Annotated in this window: 21 protein-coding genes; 12 read left to right on the top strand and 9 right to left on the bottom strand. The window is 44.8% G+C overall.

The features are described from left to right. Positions 1-7: 7 nt before the first annotated feature. Together yqeC and OCV61_RS09355 are read left to right on the top strand one after the other, a co-directional pair. Positions 8-730, top strand: coding sequence for a selenium cofactor biosynthesis protein YqeC (gene yqeC / locus OCV61_RS09350; RefSeq protein WP_158421578.1), 723 nt, complete (start codon positions 8-10; stop codon positions 728-730). Then, entirely contained in the window at positions 717-1,319 is a 603-nt protein-coding gene (locus OCV61_RS09355; protein WP_158421579.1) for a nucleotidyltransferase family protein, read from the top strand. The genes yqeC and OCV61_RS09355 overlap by 14 nt, the downstream gene beginning before the upstream one ends. A 155-nt stretch (positions 1,320-1,474) precedes the next feature. Here OCV61_RS09355 and arcC read toward each other — a convergent pair whose 3' ends face one another. From arcC to dpaL, 4 genes are all read right to left on the bottom strand, one after another. Then, positions 1,475-2,419 (bottom strand): carbamate kinase, encoded by a 945-nt coding sequence (gene arcC / locus OCV61_RS09360; RefSeq protein ID WP_158421580.1) that lies wholly within the window; start codon positions 2,417-2,419, stop codon positions 1,475-1,477. A gap of 27 nt (positions 2,420-2,446) precedes the next feature. Next, the gene (gene ygeW / locus OCV61_RS09365; RefSeq protein WP_158421581.1) at positions 2,447-3,640 is read right to left on the bottom strand and encodes a knotted carbamoyltransferase YgeW; all 1,194 of its coding nucleotides are present in this window, start codon (positions 3,638-3,640) and stop codon (positions 2,447-2,449) included. Between the two features lie 94 nt (positions 3,641-3,734). Continuing rightward, positions 3,735-5,045, bottom strand: coding sequence for a YgeY family selenium metabolism-linked hydrolase (locus tag OCV61_RS09370; protein ID WP_158421582.1), 1,311 nt, complete (start codon positions 5,043-5,045; stop codon positions 3,735-3,737). Positions 5,046-5,095: 50 nt separating this feature from the next. After that, positions 5,096-6,322, bottom strand: a complete 1,227-nt coding sequence (gene dpaL, locus OCV61_RS09375) for a diaminopropionate ammonia-lyase (protein WP_158421583.1) — start codon at positions 6,320-6,322, stop codon at positions 5,096-5,098. A gap of 222 nt (positions 6,323-6,544) precedes the next feature. On the opposite strand from dpaL, the gene OCV61_RS09380 reads away from it, so the two are divergent. Further along, positions 6,545-7,792: a DUF1015 domain-containing protein gene (locus tag OCV61_RS09380; RefSeq protein WP_158421584.1), complete on the top strand. Its 1,248-nt coding sequence runs from the start codon at positions 6,545-6,547 to the stop codon at positions 7,790-7,792. Here the strand turns inward: OCV61_RS09380 and OCV61_RS09385 are convergent. Then, complete coding sequence (locus tag OCV61_RS09385) at positions 7,789-8,310, bottom strand: hypothetical protein (RefSeq protein WP_158421585.1); 522 nt, start codon at positions 8,308-8,310, stop codon at positions 7,789-7,791. The genes OCV61_RS09380 and OCV61_RS09385 overlap by 4 nt on opposite strands. A gap of 75 nt (positions 8,311-8,385) precedes the next feature. On the opposite strand from OCV61_RS09385, the gene OCV61_RS09390 reads away from it, so the two are divergent. Then, on the top strand, positions 8,386-8,568 hold the full coding sequence (locus OCV61_RS09390; RefSeq protein ID WP_158421586.1) for a hypothetical protein: 183 nt from the start codon (positions 8,386-8,388) through the stop codon (positions 8,566-8,568). A gap of 36 nt (positions 8,569-8,604) precedes the next feature. Here the strand turns inward: OCV61_RS09390 and OCV61_RS09395 are convergent, their stop codons facing one another. Then, positions 8,605-9,240 carry a helix-turn-helix transcriptional regulator gene (locus tag OCV61_RS09395; RefSeq protein ID WP_158421587.1) on the bottom strand — a complete coding sequence of 212 codons (636 nt, stop codon included), beginning with the start codon at positions 9,238-9,240 and terminating at the stop codon, positions 8,605-8,607. Positions 9,241-9,582: 342 nt separating this feature from the next. Between OCV61_RS09395 and hydA the strand changes: the two genes are divergently transcribed. From hydA to OCV61_RS09410, 3 genes are all read left to right on the top strand, one after another. Then, a complete protein-coding gene (gene hydA, locus OCV61_RS09400) occupies positions 9,583-10,962 on the top strand; it encodes a dihydropyrimidinase (protein WP_158421588.1) in 1,380 nt (459 codons plus the stop codon). A gap of 117 nt (positions 10,963-11,079) precedes the next feature. Next, entirely contained in the window at positions 11,080-12,069 is a 990-nt protein-coding gene (locus tag OCV61_RS09405; RefSeq protein WP_158421589.1) for an XdhC family protein, read from the top strand. A 133-nt stretch (positions 12,070-12,202) separates the two neighbouring features. Next, the gene (locus OCV61_RS09410) at positions 12,203-12,739 is read left to right on the top strand and encodes an SH3 domain-containing protein (protein WP_158421590.1); all 537 of its coding nucleotides are present in this window, start codon (positions 12,203-12,205) and stop codon (positions 12,737-12,739) included. A gap of 93 nt (positions 12,740-12,832) precedes the next feature. On the opposite strand, the gene OCV61_RS09415 is transcribed toward OCV61_RS09410, so the two are convergent. Further along, positions 12,833-13,312, bottom strand: a complete 480-nt coding sequence (locus OCV61_RS09415) for an S-ribosylhomocysteine lyase (protein WP_158421591.1) — start codon at positions 13,310-13,312, stop codon at positions 12,833-12,835. Positions 13,313-13,533: 221 nt separating this feature from the next. On the opposite strand from OCV61_RS09415, the gene trpS reads away from it, so the two are divergent. Continuing rightward, positions 13,534-14,538 carry a tryptophan--tRNA ligase gene (gene trpS, locus OCV61_RS09420; protein ID WP_158421626.1) on the top strand — a complete coding sequence of 335 codons (1,005 nt, stop codon included), beginning with the start codon at positions 13,534-13,536 and terminating at the stop codon, positions 14,536-14,538. Between the two features lie 58 nt (positions 14,539-14,596). Then, positions 14,597-15,424 carry a peptidylprolyl isomerase gene (locus tag OCV61_RS09425; protein ID WP_158421592.1) on the top strand — a complete coding sequence of 276 codons (828 nt, stop codon included), beginning with the start codon at positions 14,597-14,599 and terminating at the stop codon, positions 15,422-15,424. Positions 15,425-15,443: 19 nt separating this feature from the next. On the opposite strand, the gene mnmM is transcribed toward OCV61_RS09425, so the two are convergent. Beyond that, positions 15,444-16,010, bottom strand: a complete 567-nt coding sequence (mnmM, locus tag OCV61_RS09430; RefSeq protein ID WP_158421593.1) for a tRNA 5-(aminomethyl)-2-thiouridylate-methyltransferase MnmM — start codon at positions 16,008-16,010, stop codon at positions 15,444-15,446. A 174-nt stretch (positions 16,011-16,184) separates the two neighbouring features. Here mnmM and coaBC point away from each other — a divergent pair, with 174 nt between their 5' ends. The 3 genes from coaBC to OCV61_RS09445 all read left to right on the top strand — a co-directional run bounded on the left by coaBC (position 16,185) and on the right by OCV61_RS09445 (position 18,912). Beyond that, positions 16,185-17,393 carry a bifunctional phosphopantothenoylcysteine decarboxylase/phosphopantothenate--cysteine ligase CoaBC gene (coaBC, locus tag OCV61_RS09435; protein WP_158421594.1) on the top strand — a complete coding sequence of 403 codons (1,209 nt, stop codon included), beginning with the start codon at positions 16,185-16,187 and terminating at the stop codon, positions 17,391-17,393. 85 nt (positions 17,394-17,478) lie between these two features. Then, on the top strand, positions 17,479-18,135 hold the full coding sequence (locus OCV61_RS09440; protein ID WP_158421595.1) for an ECF transporter S component: 657 nt from the start codon (positions 17,479-17,481) through the stop codon (positions 18,133-18,135). A 12-nt stretch (positions 18,136-18,147) separates the two neighbouring features. Further along, positions 18,148-18,912, top strand: coding sequence for a type III pantothenate kinase (locus tag OCV61_RS09445; protein ID WP_158421596.1), 765 nt, complete (start codon positions 18,148-18,150; stop codon positions 18,910-18,912). A 34-nt stretch (positions 18,913-18,946) separates the two neighbouring features. Here the strand turns inward: OCV61_RS09445 and OCV61_RS09450 are convergent, their stop codons facing one another. Next, positions 18,947-19,843, bottom strand: coding sequence for an RluA family pseudouridine synthase (locus OCV61_RS09450; RefSeq protein ID WP_158421597.1), 897 nt, complete (start codon positions 19,841-19,843; stop codon positions 18,947-18,949). Positions 19,844-19,944: the final 101 nt, after the last annotated feature.

The following is a 19,944-nucleotide window of genomic DNA, read 5'->3' on the forward strand; positions in this document are numbered from 1 at the left end:
GGAGCCGATGCATTATTCAGAATATTTTCTGGATCTTCTTGATCTGGATATCCAGAACGATCCAGTGATCGCTGTTGTTGGAGGCGGAGGGAAGACTAGCTTGATCTACCGTCTGTGTCAGGAGCTGACGGCTATGGATAAAACTGTGGTGATCGCTACAACCACGCATATGGAATGGGAAAAGGACAGACCATTTGCCAAGGATGGCAACAGGCACCAGGTGCTGGCGTGCCTGGAGCAATATAAATATGTGGTGGCAGCAGGACTGGATCCAGAGAAAAATAAGATAACAGCCTTGCCAGAACAACAGCTACGGGAGCTTAAAGATTTATGCGATGTAATGCTGATCGAGGCTGATGGAGCAAAACATAAACCATTGAAGGTACCAGAGGAATGGGAACCGGTGATCCCGGGGTTTGCACATATTGTGATCAGCGTGATCGGGCTGGACTGTCTTGGTCATCCTATTCGGGAAGTGACCCACAGAGCAGAGAAAACATCCGTATTTTTACAGAAAAATATGGATGCACCAGTAACTGGTGAAGATGTTGTAAAGATCGCATCATCTATACATGGTTTATTTAAGAATGTGGAAAAACGTATTTATCGTGTATACCTGAATAAGGCAGATGTACTGGTAGACCCGGAAGAAGCAGCCAACATTGCCAGATGCCTGGAAGAAAAGGGTACAACGGCTGTATGGGGAAGTATAAAAAATGAGACAGCATGAACTAACAGAACTTGCATTAATTTTACTGGCGGCTGGATATAGCCGCCGTTTTGGACAGAATAAGCTATTGTATCCTGTAAATGGAAAGCCTATGTATAGTTATGGATTGGATACATTAAAGAAAGCTGCAGGGTTGCTGAAAGTAAACTGTCAGGTGCAGGTTGTGACTCAGTATGAACAGATCCTGGAAGCATGCATCAGCCAGGGATTTCCAGTCTATATGAATCCGGCTCCTGACCTAGGGATCGCTTCTTCCATGCAGGTGGGACTGCAGCATAATCTTCACAAAGATGCATGTCTTTTTATGGTGGCAGACCAGCCTGGCCTTACAGCCGGCAGTGTAAAGGAACTGGTGGATGGATTTCTTCTTTCAGGGAAGGGCATGGGTGTGTGCTGTTTTCAGGAGAAAATGGGTAATCCATGTATTTTTGGCAGCAGGTATTACCCTCAGCTTTTAAAACTTACCGGTGACAAGGGCGGGAAGGTACTGATCCGTCAATATCCGGAGGATGTGTTTTATTATCAGATAAGGGATCCACAGGAATTACTGGACATTGATTATTCACCAGAACTGTCCGGCAGATCATAAGAAAACAAAAGGAGTTATCCGAAATGGGAGCGGAAGTGTAAGCACCTTTCTTCTCATTGGGATAACTCCTTTTTGATTACGTGGACGTTAAATGTATTGGTGATGTGATACCAGGCAACCTGTTTATTTCAATAAGTTACTATTACCAGGTTGTTTTATAGATGAATCAGGGTTCCTGTTTTCCCCTGGATCCCTTCTTTCGCCTTTTCAAGCAACGTGATCAGTGCTGTACGTCCGGAACCGGAGCCGGCAAAATCAATGGCTGCTTCTACCTTGGGAAGCATGGAGCCAGCAGCAAATTGGCCTTCTTTTACGTACTTACGAGCCTGGGATACTGTAAGGTCATTCAGCCATTTCTGATCAGGGGTGCCAAAATGAATGGCTACCTTTTCAACTGCTGTAAGGATGATCAGCATATCGGCATCCAGCTGCTTTGCAAGAAGACAGCTGGCAAAGTCCTTGTCAATCACTGCGGATGCACCTTTCAGATGATGATCCTTCAGGATTACTGGAATACCGCCACCGCCGCAGCAAATCACGATCTTATTGGCATCCACCAGGCTGTTGATGGCATCCTGTTCAACAATCTCTACAGGCTTAGGTGATGCTACCACACGCCGGTAGCCACGGCCTGCATCCTCGCGCATGATGTGACCATAGGCTTTTGCCTGATATTCGGCCTCTTCCTTGGTAAGGAATTTGCCGATCGGCTTTGTGGGATTGGCAAAGGCAGGGTCATCCGGATCTACCCTGACCTGGGTGACAACTGTTACTACAGGAGTGCGCATAAAACCACGCTTCCGCAATTCTTCCCTGAGTGCGTTCTGGAGATCGTAGCCAATATAGGCCTGACTCATAGCAACACATACGGAAAGAGGCGTGTTAGGCTGGGTATCATCCTCTCTGGAAAGGGCAGACATAGCATTATTGATCATGCCTACCTGCGGACCGTTTCCGTGGACAACCACCACCTGATGTCCTTCCTCAATAAGATCACAGAGAGCCCTGGCAGTAGTTTTTACAGCAATCATCTGTTCAGGAAGGGTATTTCCCAATGCATTACCGCCAAGAGCGATTACGATTCGTTTTCTCTGATACATACAAACCTCCCACTCCCCAACGGGGTATTATGCCATGATTCTGGGAGCTGCTTTCACTTCCAGCTTTTTCAGGATGTCCTGAGGATTCTCAAATTTAGACAGCATGATCATAGCTGCAATAACATAAGGTTTAAAGCTTGCTTCTTTGTAAAGCGGGATTCTGTAGCGGTCAAATACACTTGCATCAACCTCACCGGTTTCACAGCTTACACCTGTGATATCTGCAGGCAGGCAGTGAAGGTAAAGAGCTTTTCCATTCCTTGTGGTTTTCATAAGCTCTTCTGTGCATGCCCAGTCTTTATGCTCTGCATTTTGAGCAAGCAGTTCTTTTTCCAGTTTGTCAATGCCATCGAAATCACCTTCACCATAAAGGTTGGTACGCTTCTCCATGGCTGCAAACGGAGCCCAACTCTTTGGATAAACAATATCAGCATCTTTGAATGCTTCTTCCATGCTGTTGGTCTTTGTGAAAGAACCGCCGGAAGCCTGTGCATTCTTACGTGCGATCTCCTCAACCTCTGGCATTACATCATATCCGTCCGGATGAGCAAGAACAACATCCATTCCGAAACGTGTCATAAGTCCGATCACGCCCTGAGGAACAGAAAGAGGTTTGCCATAAGAAGGAGAGTATGCCCAGGACATAGCGATCTTTTTACCTTTCAGGTTCTCAACACCGCCAAATTCATGGATGATATGCAGCATATCTGCCATGCACTGGGTAGGATGGTCTACATCACACTGAAGGTTTACAAGAGTAGGACGCTGCTCCAAGATACCGTCCTGATTGCCTTCTGTAACAGAATCCATAAATTCTTTCTGGTAAGCATGTCCTTTGCCAATATACATATCATCACGGATACCAATCACATCAGCCATGAAGGAAACCATATTTGCTGTTTCGCGTACTGTTTCGCCGTGAGCGATCTGAGATTTCTTTTCGTCCAGGTCCTGTACTTCAAGGCCTAACAGGTTGCAGGCAGAAGCAAAGGAGAAACGGGTACGTGTGGAATTATCACGGAAAATAGAAATCCCAAGACCACTTTCAAATACTTTGGTAGAAATATTATGCTCTCTCATAAAGCGAAGTGCATCAGCAACAGTGAAAACAGCTTCCAGTTCATCATCGGTCTTATCCCATGTCCAGAAGAAATCGTTGTTGTACATTTCTTTAAAATTAAGGCTGTTCAATTTGTCAATATAATCCTGTAATGTTTTCATGATTATCATTCTCCTTGTATGTTTTATGATGGATTATCTGGTATACAGCCGGGACGCACAGGTGCGGATCCCGGCCCTGATTGCGGAAAAATAATTATTTGCAGTAATTGCCTGGAAGTGCTGCATATACAGCTGCACATCTTACAAGGTCATCTTTCCAGGTTCTTTCATTTGGAGCATGAGCCTGTGCCTCTGCACCAGGTCCAAAGCCGATGCATGGGATATTATTACGTCCCATAATGGTTACACCATTTGTGGAGAAGGTCCACTTGTCGGTAAGAGGACGGGATTTACGAAGCTGGGATGTTACATCATTGCCCTGGCGTTCTTCGCCATACAGTCCCTTGTATGCATCCTCAAGTGCTTTTGTAACCTTATGATCCTTGGGAATGACCCAGGTAGGGAAGTAGCATTCAATAGGATATACAAGTTCTGTCCAGGAAGGACGGGAATATTCGTACATGGAAACCTTTACATCGTCTCCGTATTTCTTTACGGAAGGAAGGGCACGGATCTCATCCAGGCAGCTTTCCCAGGTTTCGCCTGCGGTCATACGGCGGTCAAGGGATACAGAGCAGGAATCTGCAACTGCACAGCGGCTTGGGGAAGTAAAGAAGATCTCAGAAGTAGTAACAGTACCTCTTCCAAGGAAACGTGCTTCTTCCCATTCTGGATTGTATTTCTCATCCAGCATTTTAACCAGGCCTTTGATCTGTGTTTCATCAGCTGCATCATTTTCGTTGAGGGCACGTATATCCTGAAGGATATCAGCCATCTTATAAATAGCATTATCTCCACGCTCAGGAGCGGAGCCATGGCAGGAGATACCTTTTACATCTACACGGATCTCCATACGTCCACGCTGTCCACGATAAATACCGCCGTCTGTAGGCTCTGTAGATACAACAAACTCAGGACGAATCTTGTCTTCATGGATGATGTATTGCCAGCAAAGACCGTCACAATCCTCCTCCTGTACAGTACCGGTGACTACAACCTGAAATTTGTCATTTAAAAGACCAAGATCTTTCATGATCTTTGCACCATAAACAGCAGAAACAATACCGCCCATCTGGTCAGAGGTTCCACGGCCGCCGATCTCAGAGTCTGTCTCGTAGCCTTCGTATGGATCAAATTCCCAGTTATCTCTGTTACCAATACCTACAGTATCGATATGAGCGTCAAAACCGATGAGAGTCTGGCCGCTTCCCATGAAACCAAGGATATTGCCCATAGGATCGATCTGAACTTTGTCAAAGCCAAGTTTCTCCATTTCTTCTTTGATCCGCATCACATGGCCTTTCTCGCCACAGCTTTCTCCCGGGATTTTTACAAGATCCCGTAAGAATCTGGTCATGTCTGCTTTGTAGCCTTCTGCTGCTGCATTGATTTGACTGTAATCCATTTTTCTTCCTCCTGTATATGTGTAATATTAAATGAATAATTATGTTCTGATTATTTACTGAGAGACTGGGATGTGCCATAAAGACCGTCCCATACGATCTCACGGTAGCGTACCGGGTCAGTGTCTCCCTCTGTGGAGATCACAAGGATGTTGGAATCCGCATCCAGGTGAAGGGCTTCTTTAAGGTCTGCTGCATCTGCATCATGAAGCGCAGTGTAAACAAGGCCAAGCGGTACAGAGCCGGATTCACCGGAAATAACCTTAGGATCATCTCCAAGCGGGTTGGCATAAATTCTTGTAGCTTTTGCACTCATCCAGTCAGGACATGATGCAAATACGGAAACATGGTTCTTAAGGATATCCCATCCGATGGTATTGCCCTCGCCACAAGCAAGTCCAGCCATGATAGTGGCAAGGTCTCCGGTTACATTTACAAGATCACCGGTCTTTGCACAGGCAGAGCGGTAAAGGCAATCAGCTGCGCCTGCTTCGCACACCACCATGATGGGAGGATTTTCTTTATATTTGTTTGCAAAATAACCTACCACAGCACCTGCAAGGGAGCCTACGCCAGCCTGAACAAATACGTGAGTAGGCCGCACACCGGCTTCTTCCATCTGATGATCTGCTTCCAGAACCAAAGTGCCATATCCCTGCATGATCCAGGAAGGAATCTCTTCATAACCGTCCCAGGCAGTATCCTGGACAATGATCCCATGAGGGGTTTTGGCGGCTTCAGCAGCTGCCATCCTTACACAGTCATCATAGTTTACTTCTTCAATAGTAACTTCTGCGCCTTCTTTTGCAATATTGTCAAAACGGGTCTTGGTTGTACCTTTCGGCATCCGCACAACGGCCTTCTGTCCAAGGCGATGAGCTGCCCATGCAACGCCACGTCCGTGGTTGCCATCTGTAGCAGTAAAGAAAGTGGCCTGTCCGAATTCTTTACGAAGTTCTTCAGAAGAGAGAACATTATAAGGCAGCTGGCTGATATCTTTCCCAAGTTCTTTTGCAATATAACGGCCCATTGCATAGGATCCGCCCAGCACTTTAAAAGCATTCAGCCCGAAACGGTAGGATTCGTCCTTGCAGAAAATATTGTTTACGCCCAAAAAACTGGCCAGGGCAGAAAGCTTCTGCAGGGGTGTTACAGAATACTGGGGAAAGCTTTTATGGAATTCATTGGCTTTTGCTACGTTTTCCTCGGACATAAGATCCAGGTAGGAATCAGAAGACTTTGGCACCTGGTTCACAGTCCATTTCAATCCTTCTGTCATATGAAACAACCTCCCTTTATGTTTTTTTAAAATTTATAATTTCTTATTTCTATAATATCATAAAATAAATAATTTACAATAGAAATATGCAAAAATATTTAGGTATTTCAAAAAAAAATTAGGCTCATTGTCATGGGGTGGAAACTGTGGTAAAATAAACTGATGTTTTTGGGTAAATTATTCTGCAGATAACTGTACTTAGAGATGAGAGGAGAGATTATTATGGCCATATTAAGGGCTTTTCGTGCCCTTCGTCCTGTACCGGAGAAGGCGGCAAAGGTGGCTGCACTTCCGTATGATGTGGTGAACCGTGAAGAAGCCAGGGCGATAGGAAAAGCAAATCCGGATTCCTTTCTGCATGTGGATAGGGCTGAGATGGACCTGCCTCCGGATGTAGATCTGTATGACCCTTCTGTTTATCAGAAGGCAAAAGAAAACCTGGAAAAAATGGAAGAAACAGGAACTATGATCCAGGATCCTGATCCCTGCTATTATATTTATGAACTGGTTCGTAAAGGCAGGACCCAGACAGGGATTGCAGGCTGTGCATCCATTGACGACTATATGAATGGTGTAGTGAAAAAGCATGAGCTTACAAGGGAAGATAAGGAACTGGACCGTATCCGCCACGTAGATGTGTGTGATGCCAATACAGGCCCTATTTATCTTGCCTGCAGATATACACAGCAGCTTCTTTCTCTGATGGAACAATGGAAAGAATCCCACAAGGCAGTTTATGATTTTGCGGCAGAGGATGAAGTGATCCACAGGGTGTGGGTGATTGATGATGAGGATACCATCCGGAAGATTTCACAGGAGTTTGGTGATATCCCTGCCTTTTATATTGCAGATGGCCATCACAGGGCTGCATCTGCTGTGAAGGTAGGGCAGAAGAGAAGACAGGAGCATCCAGACTATACAGGTGAGGAAGAATTTAACTTTTTCCTTTCTGTTGTTTTTCCCTTTGACCAGCTTACCATCCTTCCTTACAACAGGATCGTAAAGGATCTGAATGGTCTGACAGAACAGGCATTCCTTGCAAGCCTGAAGTTTAATTTTGAATTAGTGGCTATGCCCGGATTTCCATGTAAGCCTGTGGAGAAGCATTGCATCGGCCTGTATATAGGCGGACAGTGGTTCCATTTGAAGGCATGGCCGGATGTATATGAAAAGAAGGATATTGTGGGGCAGTTGGATGTGCAGATCCTTCATGACAAAGTGCTGGCACCTGTCCTGGGGATCAAAGATGAAAGGCGGGATCCAAGGATACGCTTTGTAGGAGGCAATCGAAGCCTGAAACAGCTGGGAGAACTGGCAAAAGAAGAAGGTGGGATTGCATTTGCCATGTATCCCACCTCTGTTGAGGATCTGATGCAGATCGCTGATGAGGGTAAGCTGATGCCGCCCAAGTCTACCTGGTTTGAGCCAAAGCTTCGCAGCGGGATCTTTATCCACAAGCTGAAAGATTAAAGCTCTACCAAATGTCCGGACTCTTTATCATAGCGGCAGTATTTGCCGTTGCCGGAGATGAAAGGCTGGTATGTATTGGTCTTAACGTCCTTCAGATATACGATCCCTGTAGAGATCATATGCACCAGGGAGAACCGCTCGCTTAGGGAGGAGATCCACTCATAAGTCTTGTTGTGAGAAGAGTCTGCCATGACCAGATTATAGCCTCCATCGCAGGGCTCCAGTGAAAAATACACTTTTTCTGCATGGGCCGGGTCGTCAAAAACCTGGCTCAGGATATAAGAAGAAAAATGGTCCTTTACAAAATTATAAAAGCTGTCCATGGTATATGTGATCCCGGATACTTCATCTGTGATCCTGTCACCACGTTCCAGACGGGTTCGGATTACTTTTAGGACTTCAATAGTCGAATTGATGAATGAGATACCGGTATAGTCCAGGCTGTTGAGAAGTTCTTCGATCAGCTGTCTGGATAATATATTAGAGCGGACTGCTTCTTCGTACATTTCCTGATTCATAATGGCCTCCTTATAGGTTGTTTTTATGATTACAGTATAGCTGTTTTGGCAGGGGATTTCAAGGAGGGGAGAGAAGTGGAAGAGGAATTTATTTCAGGATTTTGCAGGACCATGAATGGAAGTAATACGGTATGCTGTGAATATGAGATCACAGATGGAAAGAAAAAGCTGACATTTATGGACTGTGCTTATAAAAGATGCGTAAACAGCGGCGCCTGTGAAATTTATAAAGAAGCCTGCGCTCTGGAAGAAAAGTGAAATCTCTTCCAGGCCGCAGGCCTTTTCTTTGGAAAATTACTTATTAACATCAATATAGCTGTATAGCGTATATTTGGAAATGCCAAAATAATTGGCTACCTTATCTCCTGACTTTGTAATAAGAAATGCCCCTGAATCATTTAGGAACTGGATGGCTTTTACTTTGTCATCCTTATTCATCAATGCAACTGGCTTGCCTGCAAGTGCTACGGACTCCTCAATCAAGCGATCCAGCAAATCATTCACATTGTGAGAGATCTGCTTTGGCTTTTCTTCCTTATTCTGTGGGGTGATCAGTGCGTGGAGCGCATTCTCGATCATGGTAAGCTTGGTAATATCATAATTGATCCCAAATACATAATGGAGAGATCCATCATCATCACGGATATAGGATGTGCTGCATTTCAGAATCTTGCCGTCACTGGTTTTCATCAGATAACCAGAGTGGTCAGAAGGTTCGCTGCCTTTGCGGTTCCGGTTGCGAATTACATCAAACACTGCATCTGAAGGCCCGTCCCCAATGCTGCGTCCTGTAACATGGCCGTTTACGATATAAACAATAGAGTGTTCAGGATCCTTGGTTTTCAGGTCATGGATCACAACCTCACAGTCAGGCCCGAATTCTGAAGCCAGATCCTGGGCGATTTGTTTTAAGACAGTCAGACGTCCCATAAAAGCTGCCTCCTTTTCTATAAAATAATGGTAACTGCTTAGTGCCTTTACGGCTGCCAGGCAAATGGTCGCTTGTCCTCCTTGTGTATGCACAGGTGGTCTCAGACCTGTTGATACTGTAATCATAGTATATCACAGGCGCAAAAAAATAAAAAGGATTTTCACAAAAAAAATGTGGAAAGCTAAAAAAAATTGTAAAATTAAAGGATATGTATGGAATAATCTGTACAAAAGTGCTATATTGAAGCAAACGGATATGATGCCTTAGGGCAACATGTTCATAATGGGGCCAGTCCCCGGGACAGTGGAATCATAAAACCTGAATGATAAGGAGGTATCACCATGAGATATTTACTTAAGAACGGAACGGTTGTGTCAGGAGAAAAGTCAATGAAAGCAGATGTACTGACAGATGGAGAGAAGATCCTTGCTGTCGGAGAGAAACTTCCGGAAGATGGGGCAAACGTTATAGATGTAACAGGAAAGCTTTTGTTCCCCGGATTTATTGACGGACATACTCATCTTGACTTGGATGTGGCGGGGACTGTTACAGCGGATGATTTTGAAACTGGTACAAAAGCGGCTCTTCTTGGAGGCACCACCATGGTGGTGGATTATGCGTCACAGGATAAAGGCGGCCATACATTAAAAGAAGGTCTGGAAAAATGGCACAAAAAGGCAGACGGTAAATGCTCCTGTGATTATTCATTCCATATGTCTATCGTGGAATGGAATGAAGAAACAGAAAAAGAGATCCAGGATATGATCGATGCCGGGATCACCAGCTTTAAGCTGTATATGACTTATCCGGCAATGATGGTAGGGGATGGGGATATTTACAAAATCATTAAGAAACTAAATAAAGAAGGATGCTTTGCAGGAGTACACTGCGAGAATGCAGAAGTGATCGATGCACTGTCCCAGGAAGCAAAGGCAGCAGGCAGACTGGGACCTGAGAATCATCCGTTGGTGCGGCCGGATACTATGGAGGCAGAAGCTGTGCACCGTTTGCTGGTAATCGCAGAAGCGGCTGGAGCACCTGTTATGATCGTCCATCTTACAAATCGGAAAGCTTATCAGGAAGTTATGGCAGCCAGGGCAAGAGGACAGATCGTATATGTGGAAACCTGTCCACATTATCTGCTGCTAGATGATAGTAAGTATTCACTGCCGGATTTTGAAGGAGCCAGATATGTATGTGCCCCTCCTCTTCGAAAAAAAGAAGATCAGGACTGCTTATGGAAGGCACTGGCAAATGGACAGATCCAGACAGTTGCCACAGATCATTGCAGCTTTACATTGAAGCAGAGGGCTCTTGGAAAGGATGATTTTACAAAGATCCCAGGAGGGCTTCCGGGAATACAGACAAGAGGAAGCCTGCTGTACACCTATGGAGTACGAATGGGAAGGATCAGCCAGGAGCAGATGTGCAGCCTGTTATGTGAAAATCCTGCAAAGCTTTATGGTGTATACCCAAGAAAAGGTGTGCTTGCACCGGGAAGCGATGCAGATATTGTAATATTTGACCCGGAAAAAGAAAGCAGTATTTCAGCAAAGACACATGCTTGCAATACAGACAATACCCCATTTGAAGGCTTTGCACTTCATGGCGATATTGACAGTGTTTTCCTTAGAGGAACCTTATGCGTATCAGGCGGCAGGTTGCTCAGGGAAAAACAGGGAACTTATATCCACAGGGATAAAAACAGCTTTCAGTTTTAAAGGCTTTGCGCTGGCATAATAGCAGATTTTAATCTCAGTCGAGAAGACTCCCACCTCTTTCAGGTGGTGAGTAACAGCAGCTCGACTTGAAAACACATATAGCCGGAGGCACAGGAAATGTATAGAGAAATATACCATATACTTGAAAAACAGGGAAAACTGAAAACAGTTTTGATCCTGGATGGAGAGCATCAGGGACAGAAGGCTTACAGGACGGACCTTGGATGGCAGGGGACGGATCCAAGGTTTGACTGGCACCCTTATGAAGAGGCATTAGATCAGATAGAGGAAACCGGAATCAAGCAGATCTATGGAGTATCTTTTTTTGTGGAAATCTACATGAAGAATCCAAGACTGATCCTTCTTGGAGCAGGTCATGTATCCTGTCCTACAGCAAAGATAGGTAAGATGTTAGGATTCCATGTTACTGTTATGGATGAAAGAGAGGAATTTCTTACAAAAGACAGGTTTCCCGATGCTGATGTACTGGTACCGGCTCCTTTTGAAGAACTATCTGCAAGGATCCCGGCATATGCAAATGCTTATTATGTGATCGTTACAAGAGGCCATGCGGGTGACGGTATCTGTGTTCGGCAGATTCTGGATCGGCCCTATACCTATCTTGGTATGATCGGAAGCAGGACTAAGGTACGGATCACTATGGAGAATCTGGAAAATGAAGGCTATACCAGGGAACAGCTGGAGTCAGTCCATGCACCCATTGGCCTGCCGCTGGGAGGGCAGATGCCGACAGAGATCGCAGTCAGTATTATGGCGGAGATCGTAAAGGTGAAAAACCAGCATTATATGGCATATTGTGATGAGGATGTACAGCATGCAGTGGAAGCCGGCCGAACAGGTGTAATGGTTACTATCATAAGCAAATCTGGCTCATCTCCCAGAGGAGTGGGAAGCAAAATGCTGGTTGGGGATGATGGAAAGACCTGGGGCAGCATTGGAGGCGGCAGGGTAGAGTATGAGGCGATCCGGTATTGCACACAAGTTGTTTCTCCTGAATGTGTATCCTATAATCTGTCCAATGCAGAACAGGGAAATCTTGGAATGATCTGCGGCGGTCAGGTGGATGTGCTGTTTGAAAGGATATGATACTCTAAGAATCTTTTGGGAAAATGGGTTGCATATTCTGAAATAATCATGTATATTAGTTGTAATACAATTTTAATAACTAATATGTGAATAATCAGCGCATTCATGCAGCTGAGTCAGGAGGAAATATATTATGAAAAAAACATTATTGGCATTGCTTGTACTGGGAGCCGCTATTGTGCTTCCAGGATGTGGGTTTGATGATGGAGCCGGTTCAACAGTAACAGTTGTGGAGATCACACCTACTCCGGAGCCAACACCTACTCCAGAGGTGACACCTACCCCAGAAGTAACACCTACTCCGGAGCCTGTTATTGTACAGACAGCAAGCGGTGTTAATGTTACCAAGCAGGACGGTGTATATACTACCAATACAGAAGTGAACCTTCGTGCAGATGCAAGCACAGATGCAGAGCTTGTTACAGGAGTTGGCGCAGGGGTCCAGCTTACCAGCACTGGTGTATGTGATAATGGATGGATCGAAGTGAACTATAATGGACAGACCTTATATGCGTCCGGAGATTATGTGACTGCAGTGGCAGCAGATCCTAATGCAGCAGCGGATCCTAATGCAGCAGCAGACTCTAATGCAGCAGCAGATCCTAATGCGGCTGTAAGTGACGGTACACAGGCAGATGCAGCTGTATCAGATGGTACTGTGCAGCAATAAGACAGAGCATTACAAAAATAATAATAATAATTGAGAAACGAACAGCACAGCCATTTGATGACCGTGCTGTTCGTTTCTTGTGTAAATAAAACATTATTTTGGATAAACCAGACGATCCGGGCGGATATCGTAAAGCACCTGCTCCAGATATTTCTTTGCCAGATATTTGGCCATGCCAAGATTCATATCCAAATAGTTGCCACAATCCCTGGCAGAAGCACCAGGTACTTCTCCTTCAAAATCGCGGATAAATTCAAAGGTTTCAATCATAAGGGGAACAATATCCCTGGATTCGTAGTCTCCATTTAAAAGAAGATAATTGCCGGTGCGGCAGCCCATTGGTCCCCAGTAGATCATCTTAGGACCAAATACAGGATGGTTTCTTAAAAAAGTAGCAGCCAGGTGCTCGATGGTATGAAGTTCAGCAGTGTTCATTACAGGCTCTTCATTAGGGGAAGTCATACGGATATCAAAGGTGGTGATCACGCTGTCACCTGCTTTGTCTTTCCTGGATACATATACTCCAGGCTGCAATTTGATGTGGTCTATGGTAAAACTGGTTATTTTTTCCATGTCAGATCCTCTCTTTCGATTTAAATGATAACAGGCTGTACACTGTCTTTTTTAATTTTAACAGAAAAAAACAGTTTTGCAATATAAAACAGCTGGCAGATAAAAGACCAGATAAAAATCATCTGTAGATATAAGCGGCAGATAAAAAGTAACTGCAACATTGACTTTAATGTGACAGAATGCTAAACTGACTAGGAATGAAAAAAGAAGGAGAAATCATTATGATCGACGGAAATAAAGTGTTGTTCAGCGGCATGCAGGCAACAGGAAATCTTACTCTGGGTAATTATCTGGGTGCTCTGAAGAATTGGGTGACTTTATGTGATGAATATGAATGCTTTTACAGTGTGGTAGATATGCACTCTATTACCATACGCCAGGATCCGGCAGTGCTCCGCAAAAGAGCCAGGAATCTGCTTACCCTTTATATTGCTGCAGGACTGGATCCAAAGAAAAATTGCATCTATTATCAATCTCACGTGTCCGGTCATGCAGAACTGGCATGGATCCTGGACTGCTTTACCTATATGGGAGAATTAAACCGTATGACTCAGTTTAAGGACAAAGCAGCCAAACATGCGGATAATATTAACAGCGGACTTTTTACATATCCGGTACTGATGGCAGCAGATATTCTTCTGTATCAGGCAGATGTGGTTCCGGTGGGGATTGACCAGATGCAGCATCTTGAACTTACAAGAAACATTGCAGAGCGTTTTAATAATATTTACGGCGATGTATTTACAATTCCGGAAGCGTATATCGGCAAGGTAGGTGCAAAGATCATGAGCCTTCAGGATCCTTCCAAAAAGATGTCCAAATCTGATGAGAACCCGAATGGAAGCATTTATCTGATGGATGATCCGGATACTATTATGAGAAAGTGCAAACGTGCAGTTACAGACTCAGAAGGATGCATCCTGTACAGGGATGAGCAGCCGGGAATCAAGAATCTGATCGATATTTACAGTGCATGCACAGGTAAAACACCGGATGAAACAGTGAAGGAATTCCAGGGTAAGGGATATGGAGACTTCAAGCCTGCAGTTGGAGAAGCTGTTGTCAGTGTGCTGAAACCGCTTCAGGATGAGTTCGCCAGACTTTCAAAGGATAAGGCATATATTGATTCTGTTATCAAGGGAAATGCAGAAAAGGCAAACTATTATGCAACAAAAACTTTGCGTAAGGTTCAGAGAAAAGTAGGCTTTCCTGATCGGATTCGATAAGAGTACAAAAAAACAGTCATTATAATATAATAAAAGTAATCTGGGAGGCATAATGAATATGAAACGTAAATATCTTGCAGTGCTTTGTGCAGCAGTGCTTTCAGCCTGCATGTTCACAGGGTGTGGAAACAAAGACACAGATAATAAGGAAACCGCAAAGACTGCATCCGAAGAGCAGCAAGGAACAGAAAAGGATGCAGAGAAGGCTGGTATTTCTGATGGTTCTGATACAGAAGATGTACAGGAGGGCAGCCAGGAGGAAGGCCAGAGCGGACAGCCTGTAGAGGATGCAGAAGATGCTGCAGAAGAAACCTCCCAGGAGCCGGAGAAAGCGGCAGATACTGGATCTTCAGAGGATGTAGTTACACTGGATGTAAGCAAGTCCCTTACCGGTACTCATGATGTGGAGATCAAGGTAAAGGATTATGGCACCATCGATGTACAACTGGATGCAGATACAGCTCCTATTACAGTAACTAATTTTATTAAGCTTGTACAGGAGAATTTTTATGATGGACTTACCTTTCACAGGATCATGGACGGCTTTATGATCCAGGGGGGAGATCCTCTTGGCAATGGTACCGGCGGTTCTGATCAGACCATTAAAGGGGAGTTCAAGAATAACAAGGTGGAGAATAACATCTCCCATAAGAGAGGCGTGATCTCTATGGCAAGGAGCAGTGATCCGGATAGTGCCAGCTCACAGTTCTTTATCGTGCAGACAGACAGCACCTTCCTGGACGGAGATTATGCTGCATTCGGAGAAGTTACCTCTGGTATGGATGTGGTAGATGCCATCTGCAAAGATGCCAAGCCTACAGACGACAATGGCACCATCCCGGCAGACCAGCAGCCTGTGATCGAGTACATCAAGGTTCTGGACTGATCTTCCGGGACTGATCCGTTTATTTCAGCCGGATCACCAGCACAGGCACCGGCGGATGATTGGGCCTGTTATAAAATTCACTTTTGATAACAAGATAACAGTGGGGATCAAGGCTTTTCAGCCAGCTAAGGACAGCATCATGCTCTTCAAAGCCTGTATCTCCCCCGCTGTAGATACAAAGAGACAAAAGCCCGCCTTTTTTCAGAAGCTTCAGCGAAGAAGAAAGAGCGGGTATACTTGTTTTTATCCTTGTAGATATGGTATGATCCCCACCTGGAAGATAGCCGAAGTTAAATACAATGCAGCTGACTGTATCTGGGGATGCATATGCTTCCATGTTGGAATGGGAATCCAGGATGCATTTGCAGTTCTGAAAGGGACTTTCTTTCAAAAGCTTTTCCTTTGTGTGATCCAGGGCGTCCCTTTGGATATCAAAGGCAAGTACATGGCCTGTACTTCCGCAAAGTCTGGAAAGAAGAAGGGTATCTGAGCCGTTTCCTGCTGTGGCATCTATGCACAGGTCTCCTTCCTGTACCTGCTCTTCTATAAAACGGCTGCACCAGCCGGTGATCTGTATATTTTTCATGGTGATCATTCCTTTCTCAATATGGTTTCACTGCTCTTTTTTTCTATTTTACCAAATGGGTAAAAAAAATTCCATTGCAATCCATTAATCCCTGCCGTATAATAAACCAGGATATTACCTGTGTACAGTAACACCATCATATCGAAATTTTACAGAGGAGGACGATTTATTTCCATGTTAAAAGACAAAACTGTGCTTCTGGGAGTGACAGGCAGCATTGCTGCATATAAAATCGCATATCTTGCCAGTGCGCTTGTAAAGCTTCATGCAGATGTACATGTGCTTATGACAAAGAATGCATGTAATTTTATAAATCCTATTACTTTTGAAACACTTACAGGAAATAAATGTCTTGTGGATACCTTTGACAGGAATTTTCAGTTTTCTGTGGAGCATGTATCTGTTGCCAAGAAGGCTGATGTGGTGATGATCGCACCGGCAAGTGCGAATGTGATCGGCAAGCTGGCCCATGGCATTGCAGATGATATGCTTACCACTACGATTCTGGCGTGCAGATGCAGGAAATTTATTTCCCCAGCAATGAATACCAATATGTTTGAGAATCCCATTGTGCAGGATAATTTAAAGATTCTTGCAGGCTATGGATACTCTGTGATCGATCCTGCAGTAGGATATCTGGCATGTGGGGATACAGGGGCAGGCAAGATGCCGGAGCCTGAGACGCTTCTTACTTATATTTTACAGGAGATCGGTGCAGCAAAGGATCTGAGAGGAAAGAAGGTTCTGGTAACAGCAGGACCTACCCAGGAGCCCATTGACCCGGTACGCTATATTACGAATCATTCCTCTGGCAAGATGGGATATGCCATTGCAAAGGCAGCTATGCTAAGGGGAGCGGAGGTAACTCTGGTCAGCGGACCGGTTGCCATTAAGCCTCCGGCTTTTGTAAAGCTGATCCCTGTTGTAACTGCCCAGGATATGTATGAGGCTGTGACCAGTATCAGTGACAGCCAGCATATTATCATCAAGGCTGCAGCAGTAGCTGATTATTGCCCTGCTACAGTAAGTGAGGACAAGCTCAAAAAACAGGATGACCAGATGTCCATTCCACTAAAAAGAACAAGGGATATTTTGAAATACCTGGGTGAGCATAAGGTGCCCGGGCAGTTTTTGTGCGGATTTTCTATGGAAACCCGCGATATGCTCAGTAATTCCAGAGCCAAGCTAAAGAAGAAGAACCTGGATATGGTAGCTGCCAATAATGTAAAGGTGGCAGGAGCCGGATTCCAGGGAGATACCAATGTGCTGACTCTGATTACACAGGATGAGGAAGTATCACTCCCGCTGATGAGCAAGGAGGATGCAGCCGGAAAGATCCTGGATAAGATCCTGGAGATTATGAACCAGGAGGTAACTGATTAACCAAAGGATGCGGACAAATTTATAATATCCGCAGATCCAGCACCGTATTGTATCCCGAAAAGGGAACGATAACAAGGAGGACAAAATGAAAAATCAACTGAAAACATCACAAATCACTATGCTTGGCCTGATGATCGCCATCCTGCTTCTTATGGCCTACACACCCCTTGGGTATCTGAATATCGGCCCGCTTGCCATCACCTTTAATGTGATTCCGGTAGCTATCAGTGCCATTGTACTTGGGCCTGCAGGCGGAGCTGTTGCAGGGGCAGTGTTTGGTATTACCAGCTGTCTGCAGTGTATAGGCGTTGGCGGCTCCAGTGCCATGGGTGCTACACTTTTTGCCATAAATCCTGCATTGGCTATTATTCAGAGATTTGTACCAAGATTTCTGGATGGTATTCTTCTTGGATATATTTTCAGAGGAACCCGTAAGAAATCCAAGAATGTTTACCTTTCTTGCTCTGTAACAGGCTTCTTTTCCGCATTTCTTAATACTCTGTTTTTCATGACAATGCTGGTTGTTCTTTTTGGCAACAGTGAGTATATACAGGGACTGATGGGCGGCCAGAATGTGATTGTGTTTATTTGCTCATTTGTTGGAATTAATGCTGTATGTGAGATGATCTCTTCTACTGTGATCACCGGAATGGTAGGCGCTGCACTTTATAAGGCAAGACTGCTCCCCGGCACAGCAACTGAGGGCACAGAAGCAGTAAAAAGAGATGCCGTAAGGCTGTAACCAGGAGGAAACATGATTTTTGCAATCGATATTGGCAACACAAATATTGTAGCCGGCTGTATTGATAAGGAGAAGACTTATTTTATTGAAAGGCTTTCTACAGTAAGAACAAAAACAGAATTGGAATATGCAGTTGACATTAAAACGCTTCTGGACATTTATCACATTAAGAAGAATGACATTGAAGGATGCATTATTTCTTCTGTTGTGCCTCAGATCACCAACGCAGTGAAGCTGGCTGCTGAAAAGATCCTGAAAAAAGAAGTGATGGTATTAGGCCCTGGCGTGAAAACAGGACTGAATATTATGATGGATAACCCCGGCTCACTGGGGGCAGACCTGGTGGCAAATGCTGTGGCAGGGATTGCAGAATATCCGCTGCCTCTGGCCATTATCGATATGGGCACTGCCAGTACAGTAAGCGTTGTGGATGAGAAGAAGCATTATGTAGGGGGCATGATCTTTCCGGGAATCAACATTTCCCTGGATGCCCTCACTGCACGAGCATCCCAGCTTAGTGGGATCAGTATTGACGCACCTAGAAGGATCATTGGGAAAAACACCATTGAGTGTATGAAAAGCGGTGTGATCTACAGCAATGCCGCTGCTTTGGACGGAATCGTGGAGCGGATCGGAGAGGAACTTGGGAAAGAACCCTTTGTAGTGGCAACCGGTGGCCTTTCCAAAAAGATAGTTCCCTATTGCAAAAAGAAGATCGTTCTGGATGAGGATCTTCTTTTGAAGGGGCTGATGATCATTTATGACAAAAATAAATGATTCATCTGGCAGAAGCCGGGGATTGTATCATTGGTCATGACAGTTCCTTTGTAAAGGCAGACGCAAAGTCCTGTGGAACAGGTGCAGTAAATAAAAGGGGACTACCGGTCACAGGATGGGTGAATTCCAGCTGATAGGAGTGGAGCGGCTGTCTGTGGATGATCTGGTAGTCCGGATTGTATAAGTAATCTCCTGGCAGAGGGAAGCCCAGATATTTCATGTGGACCCGGATCTGATGTGTCCGGCCTGTGTCCAGTCGGAGAGCAAGAAGTGAGCGCTTTGCATGGACAGCGAGGCGCTCATAGTGCGTTACCGCCTTTTCTCCATTTTGGAAGTCCACAATTCTGGTAATGGCAGATCCGTTTTCGCGGGCAATGGGAGCATCTATGGTGCCATGTTCGGGTGTGATCCCTGTGACAATGGCAAGATAAGTTCTTTTGATCTGCCGGGCTTTCATCTGCTGGGACAGTACAGCTGCACTGAGAGCATTTTTGGCAAGCACAAGGACTCCGGAAGTGTCACGATCCAGACGGTTGATACAACGGTATACAAAGGGCTGCTCTTTGGAAGCAAAATAATAAGAAACTCCGTTAGCCAGGGTATTTTCATAATTGCCGGCAGATGGATGAACCGGCATATCTGCAGGTTTATTTAAAACAAGCAGGTCTTGATCCTCGAACAGGATCTGCAAATCCATTTTTACAGGAGAGATCAGAGATGGAGGATCCATTTCCCGAAGGAGGATGGTAAGTATATCCCCTTCTTTTAACAGGGTATGACCAAAGCCACGGTCTTCATTCAGACGGATGCAGCCTGGGTCATTTTTCATCGAGGACAGAAGATGGCGAGAAAAGCCATGGCTTCGCAGGAAATCAAGGATCTCTACGCCTGCATCTTTGTCTGTAACAGAATATGTAAGGGTACGACACATAAGGTTACCTTTCTAAATGATTTTTTAATTACAGAATCATAGCATTTTCAGAAAGAAATAACAAGACTTCAGGATAAAAGACAGTCAATACAAAGCTTCAT

This window comes from Blautia ammoniilytica (assembly GCF_025566965.1).
Classification (GTDB): domain Bacteria; phylum Bacillota; class Clostridia; order Lachnospirales; family Lachnospiraceae; genus Blautia_A; species Blautia_A ammoniilytica.